The organism is Frankia sp. BMG5.23 (genome assembly GCF_000685765.2).
Taxonomy (GTDB): Bacteria; Actinomycetota; Actinomycetes; order Frankiales; family Frankiaceae; genus Frankia; species Frankia casuarinae.
Genome location: NZ_JDWE01000036.1, coordinates 1 through 23,729, shown reverse-complemented (window position 1 = coordinate 23,729; position 23,729 = coordinate 1). Strand labels below are relative to the sequence as shown.

The 23,729-nt window shown below is 67.7% G+C and carries 19 protein-coding genes and 2 pseudogenes; 4 read left to right on the top strand and 17 right to left on the bottom strand.

Annotated elements, in window-relative coordinates:
• Positions 1–76: 76 nt before the first annotated feature.
• The gene (locus BMG523DRAFT_RS15595) at positions 77–1,624 is read right to left on the bottom strand and encodes an NAD(P)/FAD-dependent oxidoreductase (protein WP_043591455.1); all 1,548 of its coding nucleotides are present in this window, start codon (positions 1,622–1,624) and stop codon (positions 77–79) included.
• A 415-nt stretch (positions 1,625–2,039) separates the two neighbouring features.
• Between BMG523DRAFT_RS15595 and BMG523DRAFT_RS15590 the strand changes: the two genes are divergently transcribed.
• A complete protein-coding gene (locus BMG523DRAFT_RS15590) occupies positions 2,040–4,658 on the top strand; it encodes a bifunctional SulP family inorganic anion transporter/carbonic anhydrase (protein ID WP_023842047.1) in 2,619 nt (872 codons plus the stop codon).
• A gap of 311 nt (positions 4,659–4,969) precedes the next feature.
• Here the strand turns inward: BMG523DRAFT_RS15590 and BMG523DRAFT_RS15585 are convergent, their stop codons facing one another.
• The 6 genes and pseudogenes from BMG523DRAFT_RS15585 to BMG523DRAFT_RS15570 form a co-directional block, all read right to left on the bottom strand.
• Entirely contained in the window at positions 4,970–6,022 is a 1,053-nt protein-coding gene (locus BMG523DRAFT_RS15585) for a methyltransferase domain-containing protein (protein WP_232235241.1), read from the bottom strand.
• An 11-nt stretch (positions 6,023–6,033) separates the two neighbouring features.
• Positions 6,034–6,159 (bottom strand): hypothetical protein, encoded by a 126-nt coding sequence (locus BMG523DRAFT_RS27015; protein ID WP_023842045.1) that lies wholly within the window; start codon positions 6,157–6,159, stop codon positions 6,034–6,036.
• Between the two features lie 174 nt (positions 6,160–6,333).
• Positions 6,334–6,450, bottom strand: a pseudogene (locus tag BMG523DRAFT_RS27410) (LysR family transcriptional regulator); the annotation flags it as partial.
• Positions 6,451–6,483: 33 nt separating this feature from the next.
• Positions 6,484–7,209 (bottom strand): histidine phosphatase family protein, encoded by a 726-nt coding sequence (locus BMG523DRAFT_RS15580; RefSeq protein ID WP_043591454.1) that lies wholly within the window; start codon positions 7,207–7,209, stop codon positions 6,484–6,486.
• A complete protein-coding gene (locus BMG523DRAFT_RS15575) occupies positions 7,181–7,978 on the bottom strand; it encodes a CbtA family protein (protein WP_011437627.1) in 798 nt (265 codons plus the stop codon). The genes BMG523DRAFT_RS15580 and BMG523DRAFT_RS15575 overlap by 29 nt, the downstream gene beginning before the upstream one ends.
• Before the next feature lie 35 nt (positions 7,979–8,013).
• Entirely contained in the window at positions 8,014–8,244 is a 231-nt protein-coding gene (locus BMG523DRAFT_RS15570) for a CbtB-domain containing protein (protein WP_011437626.1), read from the bottom strand.
• 319 nt (positions 8,245–8,563) lie between these two features.
• On the opposite strand from BMG523DRAFT_RS15570, the gene BMG523DRAFT_RS15565 reads away from it, so the two are divergent.
• Positions 8,564–8,998, top strand: coding sequence for a helix-turn-helix transcriptional regulator (locus BMG523DRAFT_RS15565; protein WP_043591457.1), 435 nt, complete (start codon positions 8,564–8,566; stop codon positions 8,996–8,998).
• 128 nt (positions 8,999–9,126) lie between these two features.
• Here the strand turns inward: BMG523DRAFT_RS15565 and BMG523DRAFT_RS15560 are convergent, their stop codons facing one another.
• Both BMG523DRAFT_RS15560 and BMG523DRAFT_RS15555 read right to left on the bottom strand, forming a co-directional pair.
• Positions 9,127–10,017 (bottom strand): hypothetical protein, encoded by an 891-nt coding sequence (locus tag BMG523DRAFT_RS15560; protein ID WP_011437623.1) that lies wholly within the window; start codon positions 10,015–10,017, stop codon positions 9,127–9,129.
• Between the two features lie 197 nt (positions 10,018–10,214).
• Complete coding sequence (locus tag BMG523DRAFT_RS15555; RefSeq protein WP_011437622.1) at positions 10,215–10,748, bottom strand: NUDIX domain-containing protein; 534 nt, start codon at positions 10,746–10,748, stop codon at positions 10,215–10,217.
• Positions 10,749–10,922: 174 nt separating this feature from the next.
• Between BMG523DRAFT_RS15555 and BMG523DRAFT_RS24655 the strand changes: the two are divergent.
• Together BMG523DRAFT_RS24655 and BMG523DRAFT_RS23295 are read left to right on the top strand one after the other, a co-directional pair.
• A pseudogene (locus BMG523DRAFT_RS24655) lies at positions 10,923–11,095 on the top strand (response regulator transcription factor); the annotation flags it as partial.
• 382 nt (positions 11,096–11,477) lie between these two features.
• The gene (locus BMG523DRAFT_RS23295; protein WP_023841938.1) at positions 11,478–12,401 is read left to right on the top strand and encodes an alpha/beta fold hydrolase; all 924 of its coding nucleotides are present in this window, start codon (positions 11,478–11,480) and stop codon (positions 12,399–12,401) included.
• Positions 12,402–12,540: 139 nt separating this feature from the next.
• Here the strand turns inward: BMG523DRAFT_RS23295 and BMG523DRAFT_RS15545 are convergent, their stop codons facing one another.
• The 8 genes from BMG523DRAFT_RS15545 to BMG523DRAFT_RS15510 all read right to left on the bottom strand — a co-directional run bounded on the left by BMG523DRAFT_RS15545 (position 12,541) and on the right by BMG523DRAFT_RS15510 (position 23,185).
• Positions 12,541–14,967: an MMPL family transporter gene (locus BMG523DRAFT_RS15545; RefSeq protein ID WP_200923117.1), complete on the bottom strand. Its 2,427-nt coding sequence runs from the start codon at positions 14,965–14,967 to the stop codon at positions 12,541–12,543.
• Between the two features lie 80 nt (positions 14,968–15,047).
• On the bottom strand, positions 15,048–15,974 hold the full coding sequence (locus BMG523DRAFT_RS15540) for a class I SAM-dependent methyltransferase (protein WP_011437618.1): 927 nt from the start codon (positions 15,972–15,974) through the stop codon (positions 15,048–15,050).
• Between the two features lie 90 nt (positions 15,975–16,064).
• A complete protein-coding gene (locus BMG523DRAFT_RS15535; protein WP_011437617.1) occupies positions 16,065–17,252 on the bottom strand; it encodes an MFS transporter in 1,188 nt (395 codons plus the stop codon).
• Between the two features lie 19 nt (positions 17,253–17,271).
• Entirely contained in the window at positions 17,272–17,916 is a 645-nt protein-coding gene (locus tag BMG523DRAFT_RS15530) for a CPBP family intramembrane glutamic endopeptidase (protein WP_157858588.1), read from the bottom strand.
• A 151-nt stretch (positions 17,917–18,067) separates the two neighbouring features.
• Positions 18,068–19,153, bottom strand: a complete 1,086-nt coding sequence (locus BMG523DRAFT_RS15525) for a bifunctional lysylphosphatidylglycerol flippase/synthetase MprF (protein WP_011437615.1) — start codon at positions 19,151–19,153, stop codon at positions 18,068–18,070.
• Positions 19,150–20,205, bottom strand: coding sequence for an SDR family oxidoreductase (locus BMG523DRAFT_RS15520; RefSeq protein WP_011437614.1), 1,056 nt, complete (start codon positions 20,203–20,205; stop codon positions 19,150–19,152). Before BMG523DRAFT_RS15520 ends, BMG523DRAFT_RS15525 begins: the two co-directional genes overlap by 4 nt.
• 1,037 nt (positions 20,206–21,242) lie before the next feature.
• A complete protein-coding gene (locus tag BMG523DRAFT_RS15515) occupies positions 21,243–22,400 on the bottom strand; it encodes an endonuclease/exonuclease/phosphatase family protein (RefSeq protein ID WP_011437613.1) in 1,158 nt (385 codons plus the stop codon).
• A gap of 89 nt (positions 22,401–22,489) precedes the next feature.
• Positions 22,490–23,185 (bottom strand): hypothetical protein, encoded by a 696-nt coding sequence (locus BMG523DRAFT_RS15510; RefSeq protein WP_011437612.1) that lies wholly within the window; start codon positions 23,183–23,185, stop codon positions 22,490–22,492.
• Between the last annotated feature and the right edge of the window lie 544 nt (positions 23,186–23,729).

The window sequence follows — 23,729 nt, the reverse complement described above, 5'->3', positions numbered from 1 at the left end:
AAGGTCCGTAGGCGGCGGCATGTCGCGCATTTCCCGGCGTGTCTCGCCTACGGCGAGATCAGGGTCGGCGACGATCTCATCCCGGCCGACCTACGGGCCAGGCCGCTCGCCGCTCCCGGCTGAGGGCGAGGGTCGCCGCGTGCAGCCCGGCCATGCCGTGTACCCCGGCGCCGGGAGGGGTGGCGGCGGAACACAGGTAGACGCCGGGCAGCGGCGTCGCCCAGGGGCGTGGCGAGAGCACCGGCCGGGCGACCAACTGGCGCAGGTCGGCGGTGCCACCGCCGATGTCGCCGCCGATCTCGTTGGCGTTGTGCGCCTCCAGCGCCGTCGGTCCCATCACGTGGCGGGCGAGCACCCGGTCGCGGAATCCGGGGGCGAAGCGTTCGACCTGGGACTCGAGCGCGTCGGTCATGTCGACGCTGGAGCCCAGTGGGACATGGCAGTAGGCCCACCCGGTGTGCCGGCCGGCCGGGGCGCGGCTCGGGTCGGCGGCGCACGCCTGAACGAACAGTACGAACGGCCGGTCTGGATGGTGGCCGCGGGCGACGGCCCGCTCGGCCGCGGCGATCTCGGCGAGCGTGCCGCCCAGGTGCACGGTCGCCGCCCCGGCGACCGCCGGATCGCGCCAGGGCACCGGTCCGTCGAGCGCCCAGTCAATCTTGAAAACTCCCGGTCCGTACCGGTATCGGCCGAGCGCGGCGCGGTAGCGGCCGGGCAGCGCGGCGTCGGCGACCGCGAGCACCTGGCGAGGGGTGAGATCGAGCAGCACGGCCCGCGCGGGCGGCAGTTCCGACAGGCTGGTCACCGGGGCGCCGGTGACCAGTTCGCCGCCGAGTTCGCGCAGCCGGGCGACCAGGGCCTCCGCCAGTGATGATGATCCACCGACGGCTACCGGCCAGCCGACCTGGTGCGCGAGCACCCCGAGGAACAGCCCGTAGCCTGCGGTGACCGGGCGATGTAAATCGATCATGGAATGGGCGGCGAGCCCGGCGAACAGCGCTCGCGCCGCCTCACCGCGCAGCGCGGCGCGGGCGAGCGCGGTCGCGGACCACAGCCCGCGCACGCCGAACCGGGCGAGGGTCAGGGGCGCGGCGGGCGGCAGGTCGAACGGTGCCAGCACGCCCTCGGCCAGCCGCGAGCCGTCGGACGCCAGCGGGCCGACCAGCCGGCGCCAGCCGGAATCGACGCCGTCCCGGTCGGCGAGGCCCGCCGCGGTGGCGTCGAGGTCGCGGCGCAGCAGCGCCGCCGGGCCGTCGTCGAGCGGGTGGGCGAGCGGCACCGGCGGATGCGCCCACCGAAGCCCCTCGGTCGGGGTCGGGCCTGCGGTGGGGGTCGGGTTCGCGAAGGACGCCGGGTCCGCGTAGGACGCCGGGTTCGCGGAGGACGTCGGGCCTGTGCCGAAGGCGCGCAGTGCGGGGGAGGCGAGCGCGAGCGGCAGGACGGTTGCGCACACGTCGTGCCGGAAGCCGGACAGCGTCAGCTCTTCTGTTCGCAGCCCACCACCGGGAGTGCCCGCGGCCTCCCGGACGAGTACCCGCCAGCCGGCCTCGGCCAGCGTCAGGGCGGCGGTCAGCCCGTTTGGACCGGCCCCGACGATCACCGCGTCGAAGCTGTCCGTGCTCACGGTGCACCTCTTCCATGCGGATTCCAGGCACGATCGTGCCGCCGCCGGGCATCGAGCCCGAACGTGATGCCCGCCCGAACGTGATGCCCGCCCGAACGTGATGCCCGCCCGTCCGGCCGCGACCCGGGGCCGCCGTCGCGCCGCTGGTCCGAGCCCAGGAGCAGATGCCACAGAAGGTGTCCAGCGTCACGCATAAATGGGGCGTCTGTCACAGAGGGAAACTCGGCTGTGGACTCGCACGTTGAGATCTGTGCATCATTAGTCACTTTCCGTTTCTGCGGGTCCAGGGTGGGCGTCGGATGTGGTCGGACCGCGGTGTCCGACGGGCGCCGGCAAACCGTCGCCAATGGTCACACTTCGGGGCCGATCTCCGACGAGACACCCGTCCCGCCGCATCGAACTCGAGGAGGATGCCATGACCGCTTCGGTTTCCCCGCCGTCACCGTCCCGGCACAGCCATTCGCCGCCCATGTCCGGGTCCACCGCCAAGAACGTGCGCCGGACCCGGGGTGACCACAACCCCCTGCGCCCCGATCTCCAGGCCTCCCTGGTCGTGTTCGTCGTGGCGTTGCCCCTGTCGCTGGGCATCGCCGTCGCCTCGGGGGCGCCGGTCGCAGCGGGTCTCCTCGCCGCGGTGATCGGCGGCGTCGTCGCCGGCGCCCTCGGCGGTGCGCCGTTGCAGGTGAGCGGGCCGGCCGCCGGGCTGACCGTCATCGTCGCCGACCTCGTCCACACCTACGGGTGGCGCGTTACCTGTCTGATCACCGCAGGGGCCGGGATTCTGCAGATCCTGCTCGGGCTCTGCCGGGTCGCCCGCGCCTCCCTGGCCGTCTCGCCGGCCATCGTCCACGGGATGCTCGGCGGCATCGGGCTGACGATCGTCCTCGGCCAGTTCCACGTGGTGCTGGGCGGACAGGCCGAGAGTCACGCCTGGGAGAACGTCGCGGCAGTGCCCGAGGCGATCATCGATCCGCACGGTTTCGCGACCCTCGTCGGCTTCGTCACCATCGCCACGATCCTGCTCTGGCCCCGGTTGCCGAAGAGGCTGCCGAACGCCGTCCGAGCCATCCCCGCCTATCTCGCGGCGGTCGTGACGGGCACCCTGCTCGCTGCCGTCGCGGGCTTCGACCTGCCCAGGGTCGACCTGCCCTCGTCCCTGTTCGACGCGGTCGCCCTGCCGGGCCTCCCACACGGCGACTGGTCCGGCATCGCGCTGGGCGTCGTCACCGTGGCCATCGTCGCCAGCGTCGAGTCCCTGCTCTCGGCCGTCGCGGTGGACCAGCTTGCCACCACCCGAGGCTGGCGGGGGCCGCGCGTCGACCTCGACCGCGAGCTGCTCGGGCAGGGCTCGGCGAACCTCGTCTCGGGCCTGGCCGGCGGGTTGCCGATCACCGGGGTGATCGTGCGCAGCTCCACCAACGTCGCCTCCGGCGGGCGTACCCGGAAGTCTGCCGTCCTGCACGGCGTCTGGGTGCTGCTGTTCGCCGTGTTCCTGGGCCGCATGGTGGAGTGGGTCCCGCTGTCCGCCCTCGCCGGCCTGCTCGTCGTCGTCGGTGCGCGGCTGGTCAACGTCGCGCATCTGCGCCACGTCCGCCGGCACGGGGAGCTGCCCGTCTACCTGGTGACAATCGTCGGTGTCGTCGCCCTCGACCTCCTGCAGGGCGTCGCCCTGGGTCTGCTCACCGCGCTCGCCCTGGTCCTGCGCCGGGTGCTGTGGTCGAGTGTCCGGCTGGTCCGCACCGGCGAGCTCTGGCAGGTGGAGGTCGAGGGGACGCTGAGCTTCCTGTCCCTGCCCCGCCTCGCGCGGATCCTGGGCCGTATCCCCGCCGGTGCCCCCGTCTCGATCGAACTCATCGTCGACTACCTTGATCACGCCGCCTATGAGCATCTGCGTGGCTGGTGCGCGAACCACGAGGCGTCCGGCGGGACGGTGAGCGTCGACGAGATCGGCCAGGTCTGGTTCCGCCGGCCGGCCGAGGTCGCGGAGCAACGGCGCCGCACCGTCGTCCCGCACCTCCCGCGCTGGTTCGCGCCCTGGTCGCAGTGGCAGGAACTGGAACTCGCCTCGTCATCGTCTGATTCCCCTTCGTCTGATTCCCCTTCGTCGGGATCGCGGTCTTCGGATTCCCAGCCCGCCGGCGTCACTCCGCCGGCGATCCACCCAGTCCAGGGCCCGGACCCGGCGGCGTCGGTGCCGGCGCAGGCCTCCCCCGACCGGACATTCGACCACGTCAGCACGATGCTGTTCGGGGTGAACGAGTTCCACCGGCGGGCCGCCCCGCTCCTGCGGGGCACCTTCGACGCGCTCGCCGGGGGACAGCAGCCCGGCGCCCTGTTCCTCACCTGCGCCGACTCCCGCATTGTTCCCAACATCATCACCAGCAGCGGTCCCGGCGACCTGTTCACGATCCGTAATGTCGGGAACATCGTCCCGGTGGACGACCCCGCCGGATCCGACCCGGACGCGCCCTTGCGGCGCAGTGGTGACCTGTCGGTGACCGCCGCGCTGGACTACGCCGTCGACGTCCTGCGGGTGCCCTCGCTCGTGGTGTGCGGCCACTCCGGCTGTGGCGCCATGCAGGCGTTGCTGTCCGGCACGCTCGACGGCGCACCCGACTCGGCCCTGGCGGGCTGGCTGTCGCACGCCGCCGCCTCGCTTGAGCGGACGCCCCCCGCCGGCACGGAGGATCTGCCCCCGGTGGAAAGGCTGGGCCGCGCCAACGTGGCGCAGCAGTTGGAGAACCTGCGCGCGCATCCGGCCGTGCGCCGTGCCCTGGCACGCGGCACGCTGGAACTCGTCGGCCTGTACTTCGACATCGCCGACGCGCGCATCTGGGTGCTCGAGGAGTCGACCGGCCGGTTCGTCGACCCGATGGACGCGTTGCCGACGGCGGTCATCGGGACCGGCTCGCGTCGCCGGTGGGACGCACCGGTGCGGGTGCCCGCACCCATGGTCGCGGTCGGCGCGGGTCCTGCCGACGAGCAACCGCCGCCCGCCGGCCGGCGGGCCCGGTGGCTCGGCCTGCCGCGGTAGTGCCGCAGCGGTGAAGGGCCGCCGATCGCCCGGGGCCCTGGATCCCAGGATCCGGGATCCAGGGATCCGAGGTGCTGACCCCGCGGATGCACCGATGGTCGGCGACGTCGACCGTTTGATGACGTCGACTGTTTGATGACAGAGAGTTGCCGAGGGTTAGGCGCGGTTTCAAGACCGGAGACCGTTACCAACCCTCGGCGATTCGCCGTCGCGCCAGTTCGCCGTCGCGCCAGTTCGCCGTCGCGCCAGTTCGCCGTCGCGCCAGTTCGCCGTCGCGCCAGTTCGCCGTCGCGCCAGTTCGTCCGCGGGGGTCACGAGGCCGGGATGACCCGCTCCGGGTAGTCCAGCCAGGATGTCTGACCGTCGGGGGTGACGGTGAGCCCGAAGCGGGCGCAGGACGGCCGCCCTGCGTTCACCCACCAGTCGTAGGCCATTTCGAGTTCGTCCCACAACCGTCGTGGCCCATACTGGGTGACCTCGTGCCCGTCCGACTGCCCGTCCGACCCGGCGGTCAGTGACGCCCACGAATGTGACGCCGCGTGGGACAGCAGAAGTGTTCTCGCCGGGCCGCCTTCCTCGATCTGCCCGGTGGTGCAGCCGGGCAGCCACAGGCCGACCGCGAATCCGGCCGCGGCGTCCGCGAAGGGCTCATCCAGATACCGGCAGGTTGTTCTGACGTCGGCGTCGTCCTCGCCGAGCCACCAGACGGGTCTGTCGGCCCGTTGGCCGCGCAGCCGCATGAAACCCGCATCATCATGAAAATGGCCCGAGGCGGTGCCGTCCGCGACGGTCAATGACAGCAGCGCCCCACCGAACTCGCTCGTGAACGGCAGCACGATCCGCCCGCCCGGCCGGGTCTGCGTGATCCAGGGGTAGGGAACGGTAACCACCGACGCCGTGGCGATGATCCGGTCGTAGGGAGCCCGATCGGGAAACCCCGCCGCGCCGTCCCCGACGACCACCGTCACCGGACGGCCGATTCTGGCGAGGACCGCGCGGGCGTGCCCCGCGATTCCCGGATCGATCTCGATGGTGGTGACCTGGCCGGTCGGGGTCCGCTCGGCGAGCAGCGCCGCGTTATAGCCGGTCCCGGTACCGATCTCGAGGACGTTCATCCCGTCCCGCACATCGAGGAGGTCGAGCATCCGGGCCATGACCCACGGCGCGCTGCTGGAACTGGTCGGTATGACGCCCCTACCGTCGTACCTGCCCGTCCCGTCGTCGACCTGCGTCGTGATCCCGTCGTCGCCGCGGCACAGCTCCGACCACCGCTGTGGATCATCCTGGCGCCGGAGCGGGACCAGGAAGAACCCGTCCTCGTCCCGGACCCAGATCTCATCCGGGATGAAATCCTCGCGGTTCACCCGGCGGACGCTCACGCCTTCCCTGAGCCCTTGCACACGCCGCAGGAGACGGTCTCGTTCTTGCCGTCGCTGGTCACGGTGATCTTCCCGCTGCCGTTGCAGGTCGGGCAGGCTACCGGTTTCGCGTGCTTACCCACCCGACCGCCTCTCACCCGGGGTCATCTAGCCACCTGGGGCCACCTGGGGGTTCGGACCCACGGCCATGATTCCATCCGGACGGTGCCGCGCGTCAAGGGGCCGCGGCAGCCTCGTGGCCGGGCCGGGAAACCGGTCGAACCTGACGATTCTGATGCGATTTTCACTCGACCTCCAAGCGAGCGGTGGGTGATGACGCCGCTGCGTTCGGGCGGGTCGCCCACGATGCTGTAGTCGGGCAGAACGGTCACCCCGAGCCCCTGGGCGACCATGAGCTTTCCCATCCGCGCGCCGGCGCCGATGGACGCCGGACCCGGCGGATCTCGCTAAAGCGGGCGGCAGACGTGTGTCAAGGTCCAGTCGGTTCCGGTTCCGGTTCCGGTTCCGGCCGCGGTCCTGGTCGCGGTCGCGGCACTCTCCGTTTTCGGCTGCGTGCCGGTCGTGCCGTCATGACCGCCCGCGCCGATCCGATGGTGCAGGAGGGTCGCCGTCAACGGGGCGACGTCGATCCGCCAGAACATCTCGACCGGGCAGCGCAGGGCGGCCACGAGCACGCCCCGGATGACCGCCGGATGGGTCACCGCGATGATGTGGCTCGGTTCGGTGCTTCGCCGGACCAGCCAGTTCTCGACGCGGCTGAGCAAGCTCAGTAGGGATTCGCCGCCCGGCGGGGCCACCGCCGGATCGCTGTGCCACCGGCGCAGCTCGTCCGGGGGAATCTCGTCCAGGCTGCGCCCCCGCCAGGCCCCGACGTCCAGGTCGCGCAGGGCCGGATCCACCTCGGGGACGACGGGTAGGCCCGGGGCCCGCGGGATGGTGACGTCACCCTTGCGGGCACCGAGGCCCAGGGCGGCGGCGGTCTGACAGGCCCGCGCGGATCCGTCGCAGAGCACCCGTCCCGTCGCGGGAAGCGCGCCAGCCGCTACCGCCTCGGCGGCGCCGGCGGCTCGGTGCAGCCCGTCGGCGTCGAGAGGCTCGTCGATAGGGAACCGGGCGGCCCGCAGGGCCACGGTCGGCGCGCAACTAACCAGGGCCAGCCGCACCGGCGGCACCGATCGCACCGATCGCGCTGGTGGGGGCCGCGGTACGTCGGAACGCGCGTTCGGTCAACGTGCCGAACAGCAGGCCGATGGCCGCCCAGACGGTCGCCTGGATGGCGAGCGAGGCGATCCGGAACCGCCACAGCACGTCGGCCGGGAAGCCCTCCGGCGTCTCGTGCACGTGGGGCAGAACGGCGTAGACGACGCCCAGGACCACCAGCCCGCCGACGGCGGCGGCGATCGTCGCGTTCCAGCCGCCGAGCCGGCCGGTGAGCCGCCGCGCGGCCACACCCGTCCCGACCACGACGATCACCGAGATCAGGATCATGAGGAAGTACAGGACGGTCCGCCGGCCGATCGTGTCGGGATTGCCGATCGCGGGGGGATTCGCCGGGTACTTCAAATCGGGCAGGAGGTAGACCGCGGTGAACCCGGCGAGGGCGACCAGGGCGGCCGTCCCGCGGGGCCCGAGGGTGCCCAGGCGGCCCTGCACGCACGCGTACGCCAGGGCGAACATGCCGCCGATGGCGACGGAGAAGAGCAGCAGACCGGTGAACAGACCGAGCGTCGACTGCACGGTCCGGGACACCGGCTCGGACTCCTCGTGCGCGTGAGCGGCGAGACCCACCGCCTCGTGCGCATGAGTGGAACTCTCGCCCGCCGACTCGAAGGTGATCGCGTGACCGATCTGGCTCTCGCCGAGGGTCTTCGCGACGATGAAGGCGAGCACGGCGGCGACCAGACCGACGAGCATGCCACGGATCAACAGTGTTCGTGCCACAGCGTCTCCTCGCTGGAACAGATCGGGAGGAGGCGTTAGTGGCAGGGGAAGCCGAGCAGGTGGCGGGCGTCGTGCACGAACTCGTGGACGTAGTTCCCGCCGAAGATTGACAGCGCGCCCTGCTCGGCGCCGACGAAGTACAGCCCGAGCAGCGCCAGCAGCCCGCCGAAGAGCAGGAAGGGCACCAGCTCACGCATCGGGATGGTCGGCAGGGCCGGCAGGGCCGGCTGGGCGAGCGGTGCGGGGGAGACGGCGGGGTGCGCCATGAGGAGAACCTCCACTGGAATCACGCGTTCCACGGGTAGGACGGGTTCGGGCAATGGGTCTGACTTCCGAGACCGTCCAGGACGGACGGGCCGATCACAGTGGCGCGACCATGCCGGAATCACACCGGCTTCCATCACACGAACATGTAGAGATAAACAGCGCTATGTAATCCTGTCAAGTTTTATGGGCCGCCAGGATGGCTGGACGGGCCCGGGTGCGGTCCCGTGGGGCATGCTGGTGTGCATGACGACGACGCTCGCATCGACTCGGATGATCGCTCTCGGGCGAGGCCGGCCCGACCGCTGCATGCTGGTGTGCATGACGACGACGCTCGCATCGACCCTGGTGCCCCTGACCGCGCGTGATCACGGTGATCACGGTGACGAGAGTGACGCACCGAGCGGGCTCGCGGGCACCGTCGCGTCCTGCTGCACGCCGTTGGCTCGCACCCCGCTGTCCGCGGAGGACGCCGAACGTCTCGTCGGTGTGCTCAAAGCGATCGCCGTTCCCGCCCGGCTGCGGCTGCTGTCGATGATCTATGCGCGGGAGGGTGGTGAGGCGTGCGTCTGCGAACTGACCGAGCCGCTCGGGCTGACCCAGCCGACCGTCAGCCACCACCTGAAGGTTCTTGTCGCCGCCGGCCTGATCAGCCGGGAGAAGCGTGGCGTGTGGGCCTACTACCGACTCGTGCCCGGAGCGCTGCCCGCGCTCGCCACGGTCTTCGCTCCGGCCGCCGCTCCAGACGCCGAGTGAGACGACTACCGAGTGAGACGACCGCCGGGCGGGACCTGCGCATCGCGGCCGGCGGTGGTCAGAGGGGCCAGCAGCGGTCAGGGGCCAGCAGCGGTCAGGGGCCAGCAGCGGTCAGGGGCCAGCAGCGGTCAGGGGAGCCAGGAGACGGTGGCGCAGCCGAGCTGATGCCGGATGGGGCCGTCGGGCCCGGCGTTCGTGGCGTAGGCGCACACCGTGTGCGGGACGGCGCTCGTGATGACGGTGGTCTCGAAGCCGTGGTCGGGGCCGGCGTCGGGGTAGAAGCGGGCGACGTCCGGTCGGGAGGTGTCCGCGGTGGCGGTGGTGGCGGTGGTGGCGTCGAGAGTGACCGTGACGATGAGGGGGTCGGCGGGGTCGTCGGGGTCGTAGGTCCAGCCGGCGACGCGGACGCTGCTCCAGCCGGCGGTGATCCACGGGTTGGGCGTCGCGAGGTCGAGGTAGCCGAGGGGCGTGTGGTCGACGGCGGGCGCGTCCACGGTCGCGGTGGCGCAGCCGAGGCTCCGCCGGTGGAAGGAGCCGAGCGGGCCGATGTTCACCGCGGCGGTGCAGACGGTGTGGGTGCCGGGTGCGGCGGCCACGGTGGTGTCGAAGCCGTGGTCGGGGCCGGCGCCCGGGTGGGCCCGGGCGACGTCGGGACGGGAGCGGTCGGCGACGACACTGGCGGTGGCGACGTCGTCCAGAATGATCGTTACGGCCAGGGGGTGGGTGAGGTCCCCCGGGTCGATGGTCCAGCCGGCGACGCGGATGCCGGCGGGGGATGCGTCGGCGAGATCGAGAAAGCCGAACGGCGGCGCATCGTCCCCATCGGGACAGGTTTTCTCGGTTTTCCTGATCTTCCCCGTCTTCCCCACGTCGCTGGACCCGGCCGTCGGGCAGGCGCCGGCCACGGCGGATCCGGCCAGGCCGACGCCGATCAGGACGGTGGTGAGAGCGAGGATGCTGATCATCGCGACGGCGGTACGTACGGGCGTTCGATGCGGCGCGATGGCGATGATCGTCACCCTCTCCCCTCACGCTCAAGGTGTGAACTGAAAGTAGCATCTCCATTGCTATCGGTCGACAACCGTGAAGGTTTTGTTGCATGTTGCATCCACGTCGCCGCCATGCGCATTCTGCGGGTGCGGTGTCCGTACGGCCATGGAGCGGTGGGGCGGCGACTGGACCCGGCTCGCCGACCGCCGCTGTTACCAGACCTGGATCAGCCAGCTCGGTCTGGCGGGGGACCCGTGGACCGGTCGCGGGACCGGATAGCCGAGAAAGCCTGCCGCGATCGTGCGCCCGCTCCCCGACTCGGCGGCCAGCCGAACCGGGAGAACGGTTCCGCCCGCAGATGCAGACGGATGATCTCCCTGCTGTACGCCAGGGTGTCGGCCGGCAGATCGTCCGGTGGGTGCCAGGCGAGGGCGGAGCAGGTGGCTGGCTCCCGATTGGTGGGCTCGCCGCTCCACCGCGACACCAGGAAGCCGAAACCGATACGAGCGTCGCTGTCCGGCGGAAGGGCATGCGTGATACCCGCGAAAGCGACATCCTCGGGTTCGACCCCGATACCGAGCTCCTCGTCGAGCTCCCGGATCACCGCGGTCACGACGTCCTCGGCGGGCTCGATCCGTCCGCTGGGCAGCGCCCAGCAGCCGCTTCCGTAGATGCCTCCCGCGCGTTTCGTCAGGAGCAGGCGGCCGTCCCGTATCAGTAGCGCAAGAACGTCGACCGGGGTCCGGTGTTCGTGCCGCATGATCCTCCTCGTGCTCTTCTTCCCGCGGACCGACTCGAGGCCCGTGACCGGGAAACGTAGCGCGCAGGGCCCCGTCCTTCAGAGCGAAGATTCAGCAGGGATTCGGCTGGCGCTCAGCGGCAGGGTGGCCCTGTTCCGCACATGCGCATCCTGGTGGCGGATGACGACCGGAGTCTGGTGGCGCGACTGCGGGCGCTGCTGCGCCGTGGTGGTGGGGAACGCCCGGTCGTCCTGGCGGCTGGCGACCTCCGGCTCGACCCGCGTCGCACCGGGCCTGGCGGGGTGAGTCACCGGTCGAGCCGACGCCACGGCAGTTCTCCCTCCTGGAGTTCCTGACGCGCCGTCCCCGTCCCATACCGACCGGTGGGTAGGGCGGTGGCACGGGACGGGGACGGTAACCATCCCGGCTACATCCTCGTCTGCCGGCCAGCCGCCAAGGCTGGATGGTCACCATCCAGCAAGCCGATCCTACAGAACCGAGGACGCCTCACCGCCGGACACGCCGAGGCGGTTCAGGCATTTTTCCGGGAGATTCCTCGCGCCTTGGCACTATAGGGCTTGGTGGAGCTGAAGAGTATGTTCCCGACCGTGTTACGGTGGGCGAGGGTGTTCTATTCTGCAAGAAGATTAAGGATAGATTTCTTGGTGTGGAATCAGGACTTTTCAAGCTAGCAGGCTTAGCACTTTAGTTGGAGTCCAAGAATGAGTTGTGCTGTAGCCAGGATATATATGCTTTCTATTATTAGCCTGTTCTTGCTAGGCTTCCTAGCTGTTAGCTTTTTTGCCTACGGCGTCGAGCCTGGGCGGAATCTCAAGGAGACGCCCTCGTTTCTGAAGGAACGTACAACTCGATACATGGACATAGGTGATACACGGCTCCACTATCTGAAGCAAGGCGCTGGTAGACCTGTCATTCTCCTGCATGGCGGTGGCACCTGGCTGTATTCTTTCCGGAAGAACATCGATGAACTTGCCCGGGAGCATACTGTGTATGCCCTGGATATGCCCGGGCATGGTTTCACCACCTACCAGGATCCTGCTACGCTCACCTTGGCCGGATTCGCGACGCTCCTGAAAGATTTTTTGGCAAAGCAAGGAATTGTCCAGGCTGATTTTATTGGGAGTTCATGGGGTGGCGGTTGGGCGCTTTATTTTGCCGAGGTTTACCCTGATGAGGTCGGCAGGATAGTGCTCATTGATGCTACGGGGACGGCGGAGATCGCGGCTCACGACGGGAGCTCCTGGAAGTACCTGTCGTATCCGCTGGTAGGCGAGTTGCTCGTACACTTCTTTTCTTTTGGCAACGTCAGGAAGGATATACACGAAAATCTCTTCAGCAACCCATCGGCCGTATCTGACGCGGAGATTCGCCAGATATATATTCCTATCACTTATTCTCGCAACCTCAAAGCTCAGTACATCCTGCAACGTAATTTGAACTGGAGCGAAGTCGACCGGCATCTCGAAAAGGTACACAACGAGACTCTTGTGATCTGGGGCAAGGATGATCGTTACATACCAATAAAATTTGGCCAGAATCTTGAGGCAAGGCTTCCAAACGCCCGCTTCGTCTCCATAGAAAATGCCGGCCACCTACCGCATGAAGAGCAGCCGGAAAGGGTCAACGCACTCTTGTTGAAATTTCTTCAATAATGGCGCATCCTGCAAGGAAGTGTCAACTCCGGTATGCCGTGTCGGGCGTGTCCTGGCCTGGCCGGTAAATCTTAGTGTCATGCGGGATACGGCGGTGTCATGCGGGATACGGAATGGTTATGGAATGGCGCCGTCTACCTCACGCCGGCCCGTCCGGGGCGGCGGCGCGGCGCCGTAGGGAGGGCAGCCACCAGTTGTACTTCCCGGCTATCAGGAGTGTGGCGGGCGCCAGGACGAGCCTGATCAGCGTGGCGTCGAGCAGCACCGCGACGCTGAGGCCGAAGCCATACTCGCGCAGCATCAACGTTGACGAGAGCATCATCGTCCCCAGTGTTCCCGCCATAACCAGGCCGGCAGCGGTGATTACCCGGCCGGTGTCCACGATAGCTGTCGTCACCGCGTCGGCGTCACTGCTTCCCTGCCGGGTTATTTCTCGGATCCGGGTTATCAAAAAGATTTCGTAGTCCATGCCGAGACCCATCATGAGGATCACCAGGAAGATTGGTAGGTCGTTGATGACGGGTTCATCGAGCCAGCCGGCGAAGACCGCGAGCGTGGCGCCGAGTGCCCAAATGTTGCTGAGCGCGATCGTCAGGATCAGCCGGATCGGGACCAGGATGGATCGTAATGCGAAGGTCAGCAGCACTATGACGCCGGCGCACACAAAGGCGATCATCTTCCAGAAGGACGATGTCAGCGCCGCATCGTATTCTTGGTCGATGACGGTGGCACCACCGACCTGAGCGTTGTCGATGGTACTGTCGGCGACCAGCGTGGTCAGCGTCCGGATCGTCGACCTCGCCTGCTCCGACAGTGGGTCCCCAGCCAGCACGATGGACAGCCGCAGGGCGCCGTCCGGGGCCAGAAAGTCCTGTCGGACGTTTTGTGGTAGCGCCGACGTGTCCTCCCAGGACAGCTTCGTGCCCGTGGGGCGGGACAGGCTCGAAACGGAGACCACGCCGGGAGTGCGGGCGATCGCGTCGCTTAGGCTGTCCAGTCGCTGCCAGCCGGCAAGGGTGAGAGTGTCGCCTCGGTGACCGTTGTCGCCGATGTCACCGACGACGGTCGTCGGCTGCAGCAGGCCGGGTTGCCAGTGTTCGGCGATAAGGTTGTAGCCGCGGCGGGCGTCTGTGTCCGGGCTCAGCGCGACCGGGTCGGAGGTCAGCCGGTGGGATCCCAGGAGGACAATGATGGGGATCGTCGCCAGCACGAACACCGCGACGACGGCGACGGGTGCCCGTCGCGGCAGCACGGCCAGCCGTCGCAGCAGGTTGGTCAGCCAGCCCTTGGACTCCATATCCGTGAGCGGCCGGACACCGAGCAGGAAGAATTTGTCGCCCAGCAGAACCAGCAGCGCCGGTGTGATCGTCAGTGCGGCCAGCAGCATCACCGGGATGCCCGCGAGCCCCCCATAGCCGAGCGGCGGGATCCAGTCGACCGGTGAGAGCAGGGTTGCGGCGAACGCGAGGATGACGGTGCTTCCCGCGAGGGCAATGCTTTCACCGGCGTGGATGGTGGCGTTGACGACGGCTTCTTTCGGGTCGCGGCCAGCCAGACGTTCCTGCCGATATCTGGAGGACAGCAACATGCTGTAGTCGACGCCAGCACCGAGCATGACGAAGGTCATGATTGTCGTGGTGAACTGGGTTAGTTCCACCTGGCTGCCGACGGCGTACAGCCATGCCTGGCTGATCGTCATGGCGAGCCCGATCATCGTCAGGGTGAGGACTGCCGGAACGACGGCACGGAAGAACAGCAGCAGAACGATGATGATGATGATGTAAGCCGCGTACTCCATCTTCGCGTTGTCGGCCTCGGCCTTGTCGTACGTGTCCTTGATCAGTGCCAGTTCGCCGGTGACGGCGGCGTGCACCGGGGAGGCCGGGCCCAGCCGGGCTATGTCCGCGGCCACAGTGCGGCGCAGCGCTGTCAGGTCCGGGTCAGGTCCATGCCTCGAGTAGGCGACGGTAACGAGTGACGCCCTGTGGTCATCGGAGATCAGGCTGGCGGCGTCCACCGGCACGGGGAAGTCCGCCCAGTCCGTCTCCTCGGCCAGCGTGCCGGCCAGCTTCGGCCATTCCGCCTGGTCGGTACGTGCGGCCCGTTGCAGGAGTGGAACCAGCGCCGCGGGCACCTGACCCGTGGCCCGCGCCTGGGCCAGGCGGCCCATGGCCTCCTCGGTGCTCGGTGGCGGCGTACCCGCCGGCGCGAGCACGTGGCGCATCGCGGCCAGGAGAGCGTCGCGGTGCAGCGTGTACGGCGACGTCGTGCTCATGACTGAGCCATCGTGGACGAGTGGCTGTAGCGAGGCGTCCAGCATGCCCATCAGCCGCCGCGAACTCGCGGCGGTCACATCGGGCGCACTGAGCACGATGAGGGTTTCCCGCTCGGAGTGATGCGGGAATGCCTGTACGAGCCGTTGCGCTACGGCGTCGCCGACCGAGCCGGGCACGATCTTCGAGCTGCCCTGCCGGGACTGTACCTCGGAGAGCTTGAGCGCGAACGGCGCGCAGGCCCCGATAGCGACGAGCCAGAGGACGATGACGACCACGGGGTGTCTGACCACGGCCCGGGCGATCCGTCCCAGCACCGGATGGGCGGAAGGGGAAGGCGTCGACTCCGATCCGATCCCGCCAGTCCCAGAGTTCACTGGATCCCATTCGCCTTGGTGACGCCCGGCTGGACGGGAGCTGCCGGCTCCGGTGTGGTCTCGGCGACGACCACGACGAACGGATGGAGGAGTGTGAGGCCCCCCGGCCGGCTGGCCTGCTTGCGTAGCGCCTCTGTCAGTTTGCCTCTGACGTCGTCTTCGCGGGACATGTCGAACGAGTCCCGGAAGCCGGCGCCGGCGCCGGACCGTTCCACCCACTCTACGGCTTCCTCGGCGGTGGCCACCGGCCAGCGCTGTTCACCCTCATACTGGTTGATTACCCGCAGTTCGCCCTTGCGCATCCACCTGGCCACCGTCTCGGCGTCCTTCGGCAGGGCCACCCGCACCATCGCGGTGAGCAGAGTCGGCTCGTCCGCGACGACGTCTTCGAAAGCCTTGCGCAGCGAGGCCAATGCGTCCGCGCGGGACTCGATGATGCCGATCCGACCTCCTGGGCGGAGCACCCGCCGCGCCTCGCGGAACAATTGGGAGGGCTTGCTATAGCAGATCGCCCAACCGCAGACGATCGCGTCGGCGCTGTTGGTCGCCTGGGCCTTGAGGAACTCCAGCATGTCGCCCTGCTGCCAGCTGACATCCTTGGAGGCTTGGCCGAGCGTCTCCATCTTGGCCTTCGCGACGGCCAGCATCCCCGGGGACTTCTCGATCACCCGCAGCGAACCGAGGCCCTGCTGCCGGATCCGAATCTGTTCGGACAGGTGACCCGTGCCGCATGCCAGCTCGATGACGTCCATCCCCGGGGCGATCCCCACCAGGTCCAGCATCGCCGTCGAGTTCGGGCCCATGAGGGCGGTGAACGCCTCGTCATAGGTGCTGCTGGCGATGTCGTAATCAGGTGTGGTGTCGGCAACGGCGCGGGTGAGTAGGAGACGGGCGGCGCGCAGCGCCAGACCGGCTCGGCTCATAGCAACTCCCAGTGGATCGCGAGCAGAAGGACGGGATGTCTTTTCGGTGAGGTGGATGCCCGACCGCAGCCGGGCATCCTGGCTCGGACGTCAGGTGACGGAGCGGCGCTGCGCCGCGGTCAGGATCAGGACGGCGCCCAGGACGAGAACCGCCGCCATGCCGGTAAGCGCGGTGGTGACGCTGCTGAAGCCGGTACCCAGCGCGCCGAGCAGAGGGCCGCTCATCATCCCCACGGCATAGGCGATGTTGAACATCGCGAAGATGGCCCCATGCCCGACCCCCCGCCGTTCCGCCGCTGCGGTGAGAATCCCCAGCGCAGGGATGAGGACAAAGGAGAAGCAAACGGCGAACGTCACCAGCAGCACCGTCGTCCAGCCAACGTCGAACCTGGGGAGCAGCGGCAGGACGGCGCTCATCCCCAGCAACCCGCCCGGGATCAACGGCAGATCCGGCCGCCGGTCCCCAAGCAGGCCGACCGGCACCCCGGCGAGCCCGTGCGCCAGCGTCGCCGCCCCGAAGATCAGACCCAGCGTGGCCGGGCCGCTGCCGAACCGGTCGGCCAGGTGCAGCGGGAGCAGCGGTTCCAGCATGCTCAGCGTCGCCGCTCCGAAGGCGACAGCGAGCAGGGTCGGCAGGAGCGAACGCCAGCCGGATGGCTGCTGCTCACGTACCGGCTGCGCGGCGCCGCGGACCAGCCACGGCAGGACGGCGGCGAGTACCGCGGTGAGCACCGTGCACACCACGAACGGCGCCGCGTCGCCGAAGCGTTCGGCCAGCAGCCCGCCGATCACTGGGCCAGCGACCATACCGACGGACATACTGGACATCGCCGCTCCCATCGCGCCGCCGGCCCTGGGGGGCCGCACCCGCTGGGCGAGCAGAGCGATTCCGTTCGTCCACAGCGCCGCCGCGGCGACTCCCTGGAGCGTGCGGGCAGCCAGAAGTTCGGGATAACTACGAGCCAGCGCGAAACCGACCGTCGAGATCAGCAGACCGGCGGCACCGACCTGGAATGGCCGTTCATGCCCGAACCGGTCGCCGACCCGGCCCATCAGGGGAGTCCCCGCCAGCAGGGCGACCGCGTACGCGGCGTACAGCAGGCTCACCCCGGCCGACCCCACATCGAACTGGTCCGCGTAGTTCGGCAGGACAGGTACCACGATGCTGTAGAGCAGGCTGTCCACGAACAGCGCGCCACAGGTCGCGGCGGTCACCTTGAATACGTCGTGGCGAACCGCGGTGGAGTTCGTCTCGACCGCGTCCTGGCTGGCAGCCATCTCGCCTTCTCCGATCACGTTAGAGCGAGATTGCCCAGATGGTGAACAGAACGTTGGCCACACCCTGCGCGATGGTCGTACCGACCACCGATCCCGTCACCATCCGGCAATAACCCAGGGCGAGGCCCATCACGAAGACCGAGGGGATCATCCCGGCCAGGACCAGCGGGTTGAAAGGATTGAGTCCGTAATCGCCGAGGTGCACGAGTGCCCAGCCGGCACTGACCGTGACGACGGACCTCCAGAGCCCCATGCGCCGGGAGGCGGCGTGCAGCAGCACGCCTCGGTAGAAGACCTCCTCAGCGATCGGGACGAGCAAACCCATACAGAGGAACAAGGAGATATAGGCGAGCGCCGGAGAGCCCGGGAACATCTCGCGGAAGAGGCCGGGCAGCAGGGCCGCCCAGTTGTCCTCACCCCGCCCGAGCAGCGTCAGGCAGGCGACGAGGGTCAGCAGGTAGCCGGCGGTCACCACCCCGATCCCGCGGGCCAACTGCCGTGGCGAGGATATGGCCTGCACGCCGACATCCGACCACATTCGCCGCGGCACGACGAACAGCGCGAACGGGGTGAGCACGATAGAGAACACCATGAGCCACTCGTCGAACGCGCCGGCAATACGTAGCGTTCCGAGGATGGCGAACACAACGCAGGCGACAAGCACGGGCCGCGCTTCGTAACGCGGGAGCCGCCGGCCTGGGACCCGACCGGACCCGGTCACCCCCGACTTCGCCGTCCCGCTCCCGTTCGGGACCGCGTTCGGGGCGGAGCGAAGGACTTGATCTTTATTTCCGGCATCGCGAGAAAGAATTTTATCACTCATGGGGACTCGCTGGGCGACGTGTGACGCTCTTCCTGCCCCGGCGCAGCGAGACGGCCTTCGTCACCCGCATCAACCGCCAGACGGCGGAGAGCGAGACGCCGTCCTGGAACGCGACATACTCCGGCTGGATCAGGTCTGGTTGCCACTTCAGCTTGTATGCCACCTGGGACTGGGCGGGGTAGATCCACTCGGCGCGAGTGCCGAGCCAGCGCACGAAACGGTCCACGAAGGGGCTGTGTCCAGGAAGTCGATGTTTCGGATCGAGCGAAGTGAAGGGAGTGAGACCAAAGTGCAGGTACGGCGTCTTCTCCCCGACGAACTGCCGTACGGCCGTGGACAGGATCAGCTCGCTGACTCCGGTGGGAGCGTCCGGTATCCGCCGGCTCAGGTCATGCAGCCAACCGGAGTGCCGCCCGAAGACCGGCGAGAATACCTGGTAGCCCACCAGCCGGCCGGCGTGCTCGGCAACGAACAACCGGCGCCTGCGCTCGGCCCAACCGCCCCGTTGGCCGATCATAAAGTCGATCTCGGCGACGCCAAAACCTTTTGCCTTCAACCATACCCAGTCCACCTCGTTCAGTGCCTCCATCAGCTGCGGCGTCCGCTCACGGACCGCCGCCACCTCGCGTACCCGGACGCCGTCCCGATTAGCTCGAGAGATCTTATTCCGGATCTTCACGAAATGTTTCCCCGACATGCTGAACCCGTCCAGTGAACGGGCGTAGGAGGCGCCGAGCTGGTTCACGCCAAAACCGGCACGCAGGTAGATGTCAGTATCTTCGGGCATCAGCTGGACGCTAATCACCCGACGGCGGTTCTGCCTGGCCCAACGGACGAACTCAGTCAGCAGCTCAGCCTGCTGGTCCGGCGGCGCGAAGACTCCGCCGAACTGGATCAGGAACCTCCCGCTTGGCCGGTAGATGACGACGCCGTCGATTCCATCCACCTCGAACGTCAGATTTCCTTCGTTCAGCGCCAGGTATGCAGATGGGTTGTGAGCGTGCCGGGTCAGCACGTCCAAAGTGGGCTCCGCGACGGATCGCGTCTGTGCGACCCCTGTGCTGCTGCTACGGGTCACGGCCGGCTGCTCCCAGCAACGGCCGCTCGGTCGATCTTTGTCGTGCCCTGGTTCGACCGAGCGTCGCGGGCCGCCCAGTAGCGCATGCTCCGATCCGCGACCGTCCTGGCGTCGGGGAGCGGCCGGACGCCGAGGGCGGCGAGCTCATCAGCCGATGTCGGCAGTATCAGGCTTGAGCGGACGTATGCAGAGAAATAGGCTACTGCCTTCATTATCCCCGCGTATAGTGCCGGATCCGTGATGGCGGATTCATCCAGGACAGTACCGGATATCAGCATCGGGGGCTTGGCCGGATAGCCAAAATCACGGCCAATATCGAGCGCCATGTCAACGACGTCGGTGAGGGTCAGTGCCGCCGGCCCATTAGCGAGCCAGAGTTCGCTGCCCAGCGCCTCCTTACGTACAGCGGCAACAACTGCCTCGGCTACATAATCAACGGGCACCAGATCGATCCGAGAGTCCGGGGAGAAGGGTATTATCGGTAGTTTATCGTGCAGGAATCTGGCCACCATCTGGTAGAAGCCTTGGAAGCTGGCTATGGCACCGGTATCGGAGTGGCCGACGATGATCGAGGGCCGGAGGATGGCATAGGGGACCCCCGCGCCGCGCACTACGTCCTCGGCCTCGCGCTTGCTGCTGGCGTAGCGAGCACCGGACTCGCCGGCGCCGTCGCTGCGGGCGCCAATGTAGGCGGTGCTCACATGGTAGAGGGGTGCGTCTGCCGCCGCGGCCAGCTGCGCTATCCGCGAAGTTCCCTCGACGTTGATCGACCTTAATGTCCTCTCGGTACCGTTGAATGCGACCACGGCGGCTGAATTCACCACCGCATCCACGCTGTCGACCAGGGATCGGTACTCCGATCCATCCAGGCCGAGTTGTGGACGAGCGATGTCACCGCGCACGGTGGTAATCGTCTGGTCGGCCAGGACGGTGCGGTGCACCAGGCACACCGGCTCGATGTCAGGAACTCTTTTCAACTGGCTCAGGAGCTCTTGACCGAGCACGCCCGACGCCCCCGTCAAAAGCACCCGTCGTGCGGTTTGCGCAGTCATCTACTTCCTTTTCCAGCAGGGAATGTCCGCATGGCGATGCGGCCGGATCACTGGTAGGAGCTGTCAACGACCTTTTGGTATTAGAAATATGCCAGCGATGCCCGTCGATATTCCGTGGAACGGCGTGCATGCCCGCGTCAATGATCGTTTTTCTGATTATCATCATCATCATCAGCTGTGGATGAATTCGACAGGGCCGGGCCGGCCGTGATTCTCCAGGCATGCGCGCGGCCTGGGCGCGCTTACTGTAGTTACAGTAGCGGCCGTTGCGCACTCCAGCGCTACGTTGTCGCACCCCCCGTGTCGCCATGCGTCGCATCCGTGCCGTCAAGTAGGCGAAGCCGCGACTTACTGTTCTTGTAACGTCTCCTGGAATCGCTCGGTCGTCAGTCTAACCACAACCAACTGGCGAGGTCTACGAGGAAGGAGGGGCCATTGGTTGTTGAGAAGAAAAATTATGCTGCTGCTTAATAGCAAGTAATCTGTGCCCGCAGCGGGCTGACCAGCGCTTCCGGTGACCGTCAACCTCCGTTGAAGTCTCTACGGTGTTGGCTATCTCACAGTGGGGCGTTATGGGCTATTTTCATAACTTAAGTCTAGTATTCGGAAGATACGAGTGGCATCCACCGACGTGTCGTACGGACAGCGATCTCTAGCGGCTGGCTGGAGTGATAAACTGTGCTGTAGGGCGACTATCGGTAGGCGAGCCTGGACAAGGTGATGTGCGCGTACCGGGCCCGGTAGTCGCGGACCTGGCAGTCGTCGAGGCCGCGGGTGGGAGCGGACCCGGCCGCGGTCGCCGACCCGGGCCGCTCGCCGGATCGGTCGAGAGTACGGCTGCGCCGGGTTCGTGGTTCCGTTCGACCACGGCGACGACTGGGACCTCGCCGCACCGGGCGAACGCATCCACGACATCGCCCACCTCTGCTGGCGATTCCTCGGATGGTTCGGGGGCGGGGTCAAATCGAGCGGCGGGGCAGGCGTCCGCTCAGCGGCACAACAGAGTGTCGCCTGGTGTTCTAGATGCCGCGGTGTTTTTAGATATCGAGGTCGACGTAAAGGGCGGCGTGATCGGAGGCGGCCTGGTCGGCTCGGGTGATCTTGGGGTGGATCACCCACTGGGCGGATGGGTGTTTGTTGTCGGGGTCGCCCCACAGGCCGGTGCGGACGATCTGCCCGCCGGTCATCCGGTCGGCGAGGTCGGGGGAGAGCAGGATGTAGTCGAGTCGGTTACGGGCGGTGCAGGACTGGAAGGTACCGGGTCGGGGGCCGGTGTCGAATCCGGCCCGGCTGGCGGCGTCGACGAGTGGACTGTCGGGGCCGAGGAGGGGTTCGAGGCTGGGGAACGCGGGCGGGGGTGGCTTGTTGAGGTCACCGACGACGGCGATGTACCGGGCGCCGGCGTCGCGGAGCGCGGTGTAGATCTCCGCCACCCGGTGGGCCTGCCGGCGGCGTAGCGGGTCGGGGTTTCCGGAGGTCCAGGACTGGCTTTTCAAATGGTTCGGCAGTACCCAGATGGTGTTGCCGGCGGGGGTGTGCAGTTCGTAGGCGGGGCAGTCGCGGCTGAACAGCGGCCGGTCGGGGCGGGCCGGGTCGGGGTCGTCGACGTGGCTGACGATCGAGCCGATCGTGTGGCCGGGTTTGGCCAGCAGGCCGACGTCGATGCCGCGGGGGTCGTTGCCGTCGACGAGCATCACGTGGGCGTACAGGCCGGCGAGCAGACTGGTGTTGAACCGGACCAGCGCCGGACGGTTTTCGGCTTCGATCACGGCGAGAACGTCGGCGTTGATGTCCGTGATGACCTGGGCAGTGGAGCGGATCGCGGTCTCGTCGACGGGGCCGGTGACCAGTTCGACCCAGCCGATCCAATCCTGCCGCCCGGTCGCGTCGATCACAGCGTCCTTACCGGGGGGTTGGGTGAGGAAGTTCCCGCGGTTCTCACGAAGCCGGGCCCACCGCGGCTGTGGATCCCGGTTGAGCTGCAGCCGACCCTCGCTGGTGCGGGTCAGGATCTCCATCGTTTCCAGGTCGGCGAGCATGTCGGTCTTGTTCTGAACGGTATAGACCTCGTGCTGGGCGAGGGTGATGAATCGGTCGAATGCGGCCAGGACCGGTTGGCCTTCGTCCCAGGTGGGCAGGTCCATCGCCCGGATCCGTTCGAACAGGTTTTCCACGTTGAACGACGCCAGTCGCACCGGTCACCCCCACAGCACCGTCGTGTCGGCTCTGCTGCACAGCGTGGCAACCCGAGGAGTTGCTGTCGACCCACCGGCAGGTGAATCTTTTATGATCTCGGTGGTCCACTTGTGGCCGCGCCTGTGACGGCTCTCTTGATCCTGCATCGATCAAGATCGTAATGTGGACGGGCGAGGCTGAAACCGAGCGCAGCGTGCGCCTTGACCGCCTCCACCCGGCGGTACTCGTTGAAGAAGCCGCCGTGGTACAGGTCGTCGACCCGCTCGGCTCCGTCCGCGTCCAGGTCGTAGACGACGCGGGCGGTGGCCGGGAAGAACCAGGCCGGGCCGATGTCGGCGATCTCCCCGGACAGCTCGACCCGGTTCAGCGCCGCGAGCGTCGCGGACTCCCGCAGGATGCGCAGGTCGTCGTCGGTGACGTCGGACAGGTCGGGGTCGTCCAGCCGCTCGGCGGAGAACAGGTGGTGGTAGACCCGGTCGGCGGTGCGCAGCACGTCCGCCGGCTCGGACGTCCGCTGACCGTAGGCACGGACGAACTCCAAGGTCTGCTGTTCGACAGCGGCCTCCTCGGTCTCGTCCTCCGACAGCAGGCGCTCGGTCACCAGGTCCCAGTCGACGAGCATCCAGACCGGCGCGGTACTGCGACGGACGAAGTACCGGTCCGGCTCGACCGTGACCGTGGTCCCGTTCACCGTGATGCCCGGGAGACGGTTCCAGGTGGGCGTGAACGGTTCGCTCATTTCCACCGAGAAAGCTGCGGGGTATTCGGGTTTCGTGGCGAGCATGGCTCACTGTCCTTTCGGGCTCTCCGTTGATTCCGGTATCGATTCGCGAGCCTCCCCGGTCGGGCGTATGGTCCGGTGGGTAAATCGGGGAGGTCGTGTCGATGTCCGTAATCATGACCCGGACGGGATCGGCAGGACAGTTCCCGGCGGCATGCCGCAGTCCCCGAAGAGCAGTGCTTCGAGGCATGGCGCCGAGCACTCGTTTTCCGGCCCTGGACCGGCTCTCATCGACTACGATCAGCTACAGATGGCGGCAGATGGCGGGGTGAGTCGACGTGCGTCATGATCCGTCCGCGTTCGTCATACCGGCGGAATTCTGGGATCGGACCCAGGTCGCCGAGAGCCTGCAGATGAGGGACATCGGTTCCCTCTTCCGGCTGGTACAGCGGTACGCCGGGGCGAGTCAGCCAGGGATCGGGATGCGCGTCGGCCTGGCCCAGTCAGATATCAGGCTCTGCGCACTACGTCTGAAACCGTGTTTGGGTGATCACGCTGTGGATGTGGTGGTGGTGACGGGGAGTGGCCAGGCTGGGCGGGTGGCGCG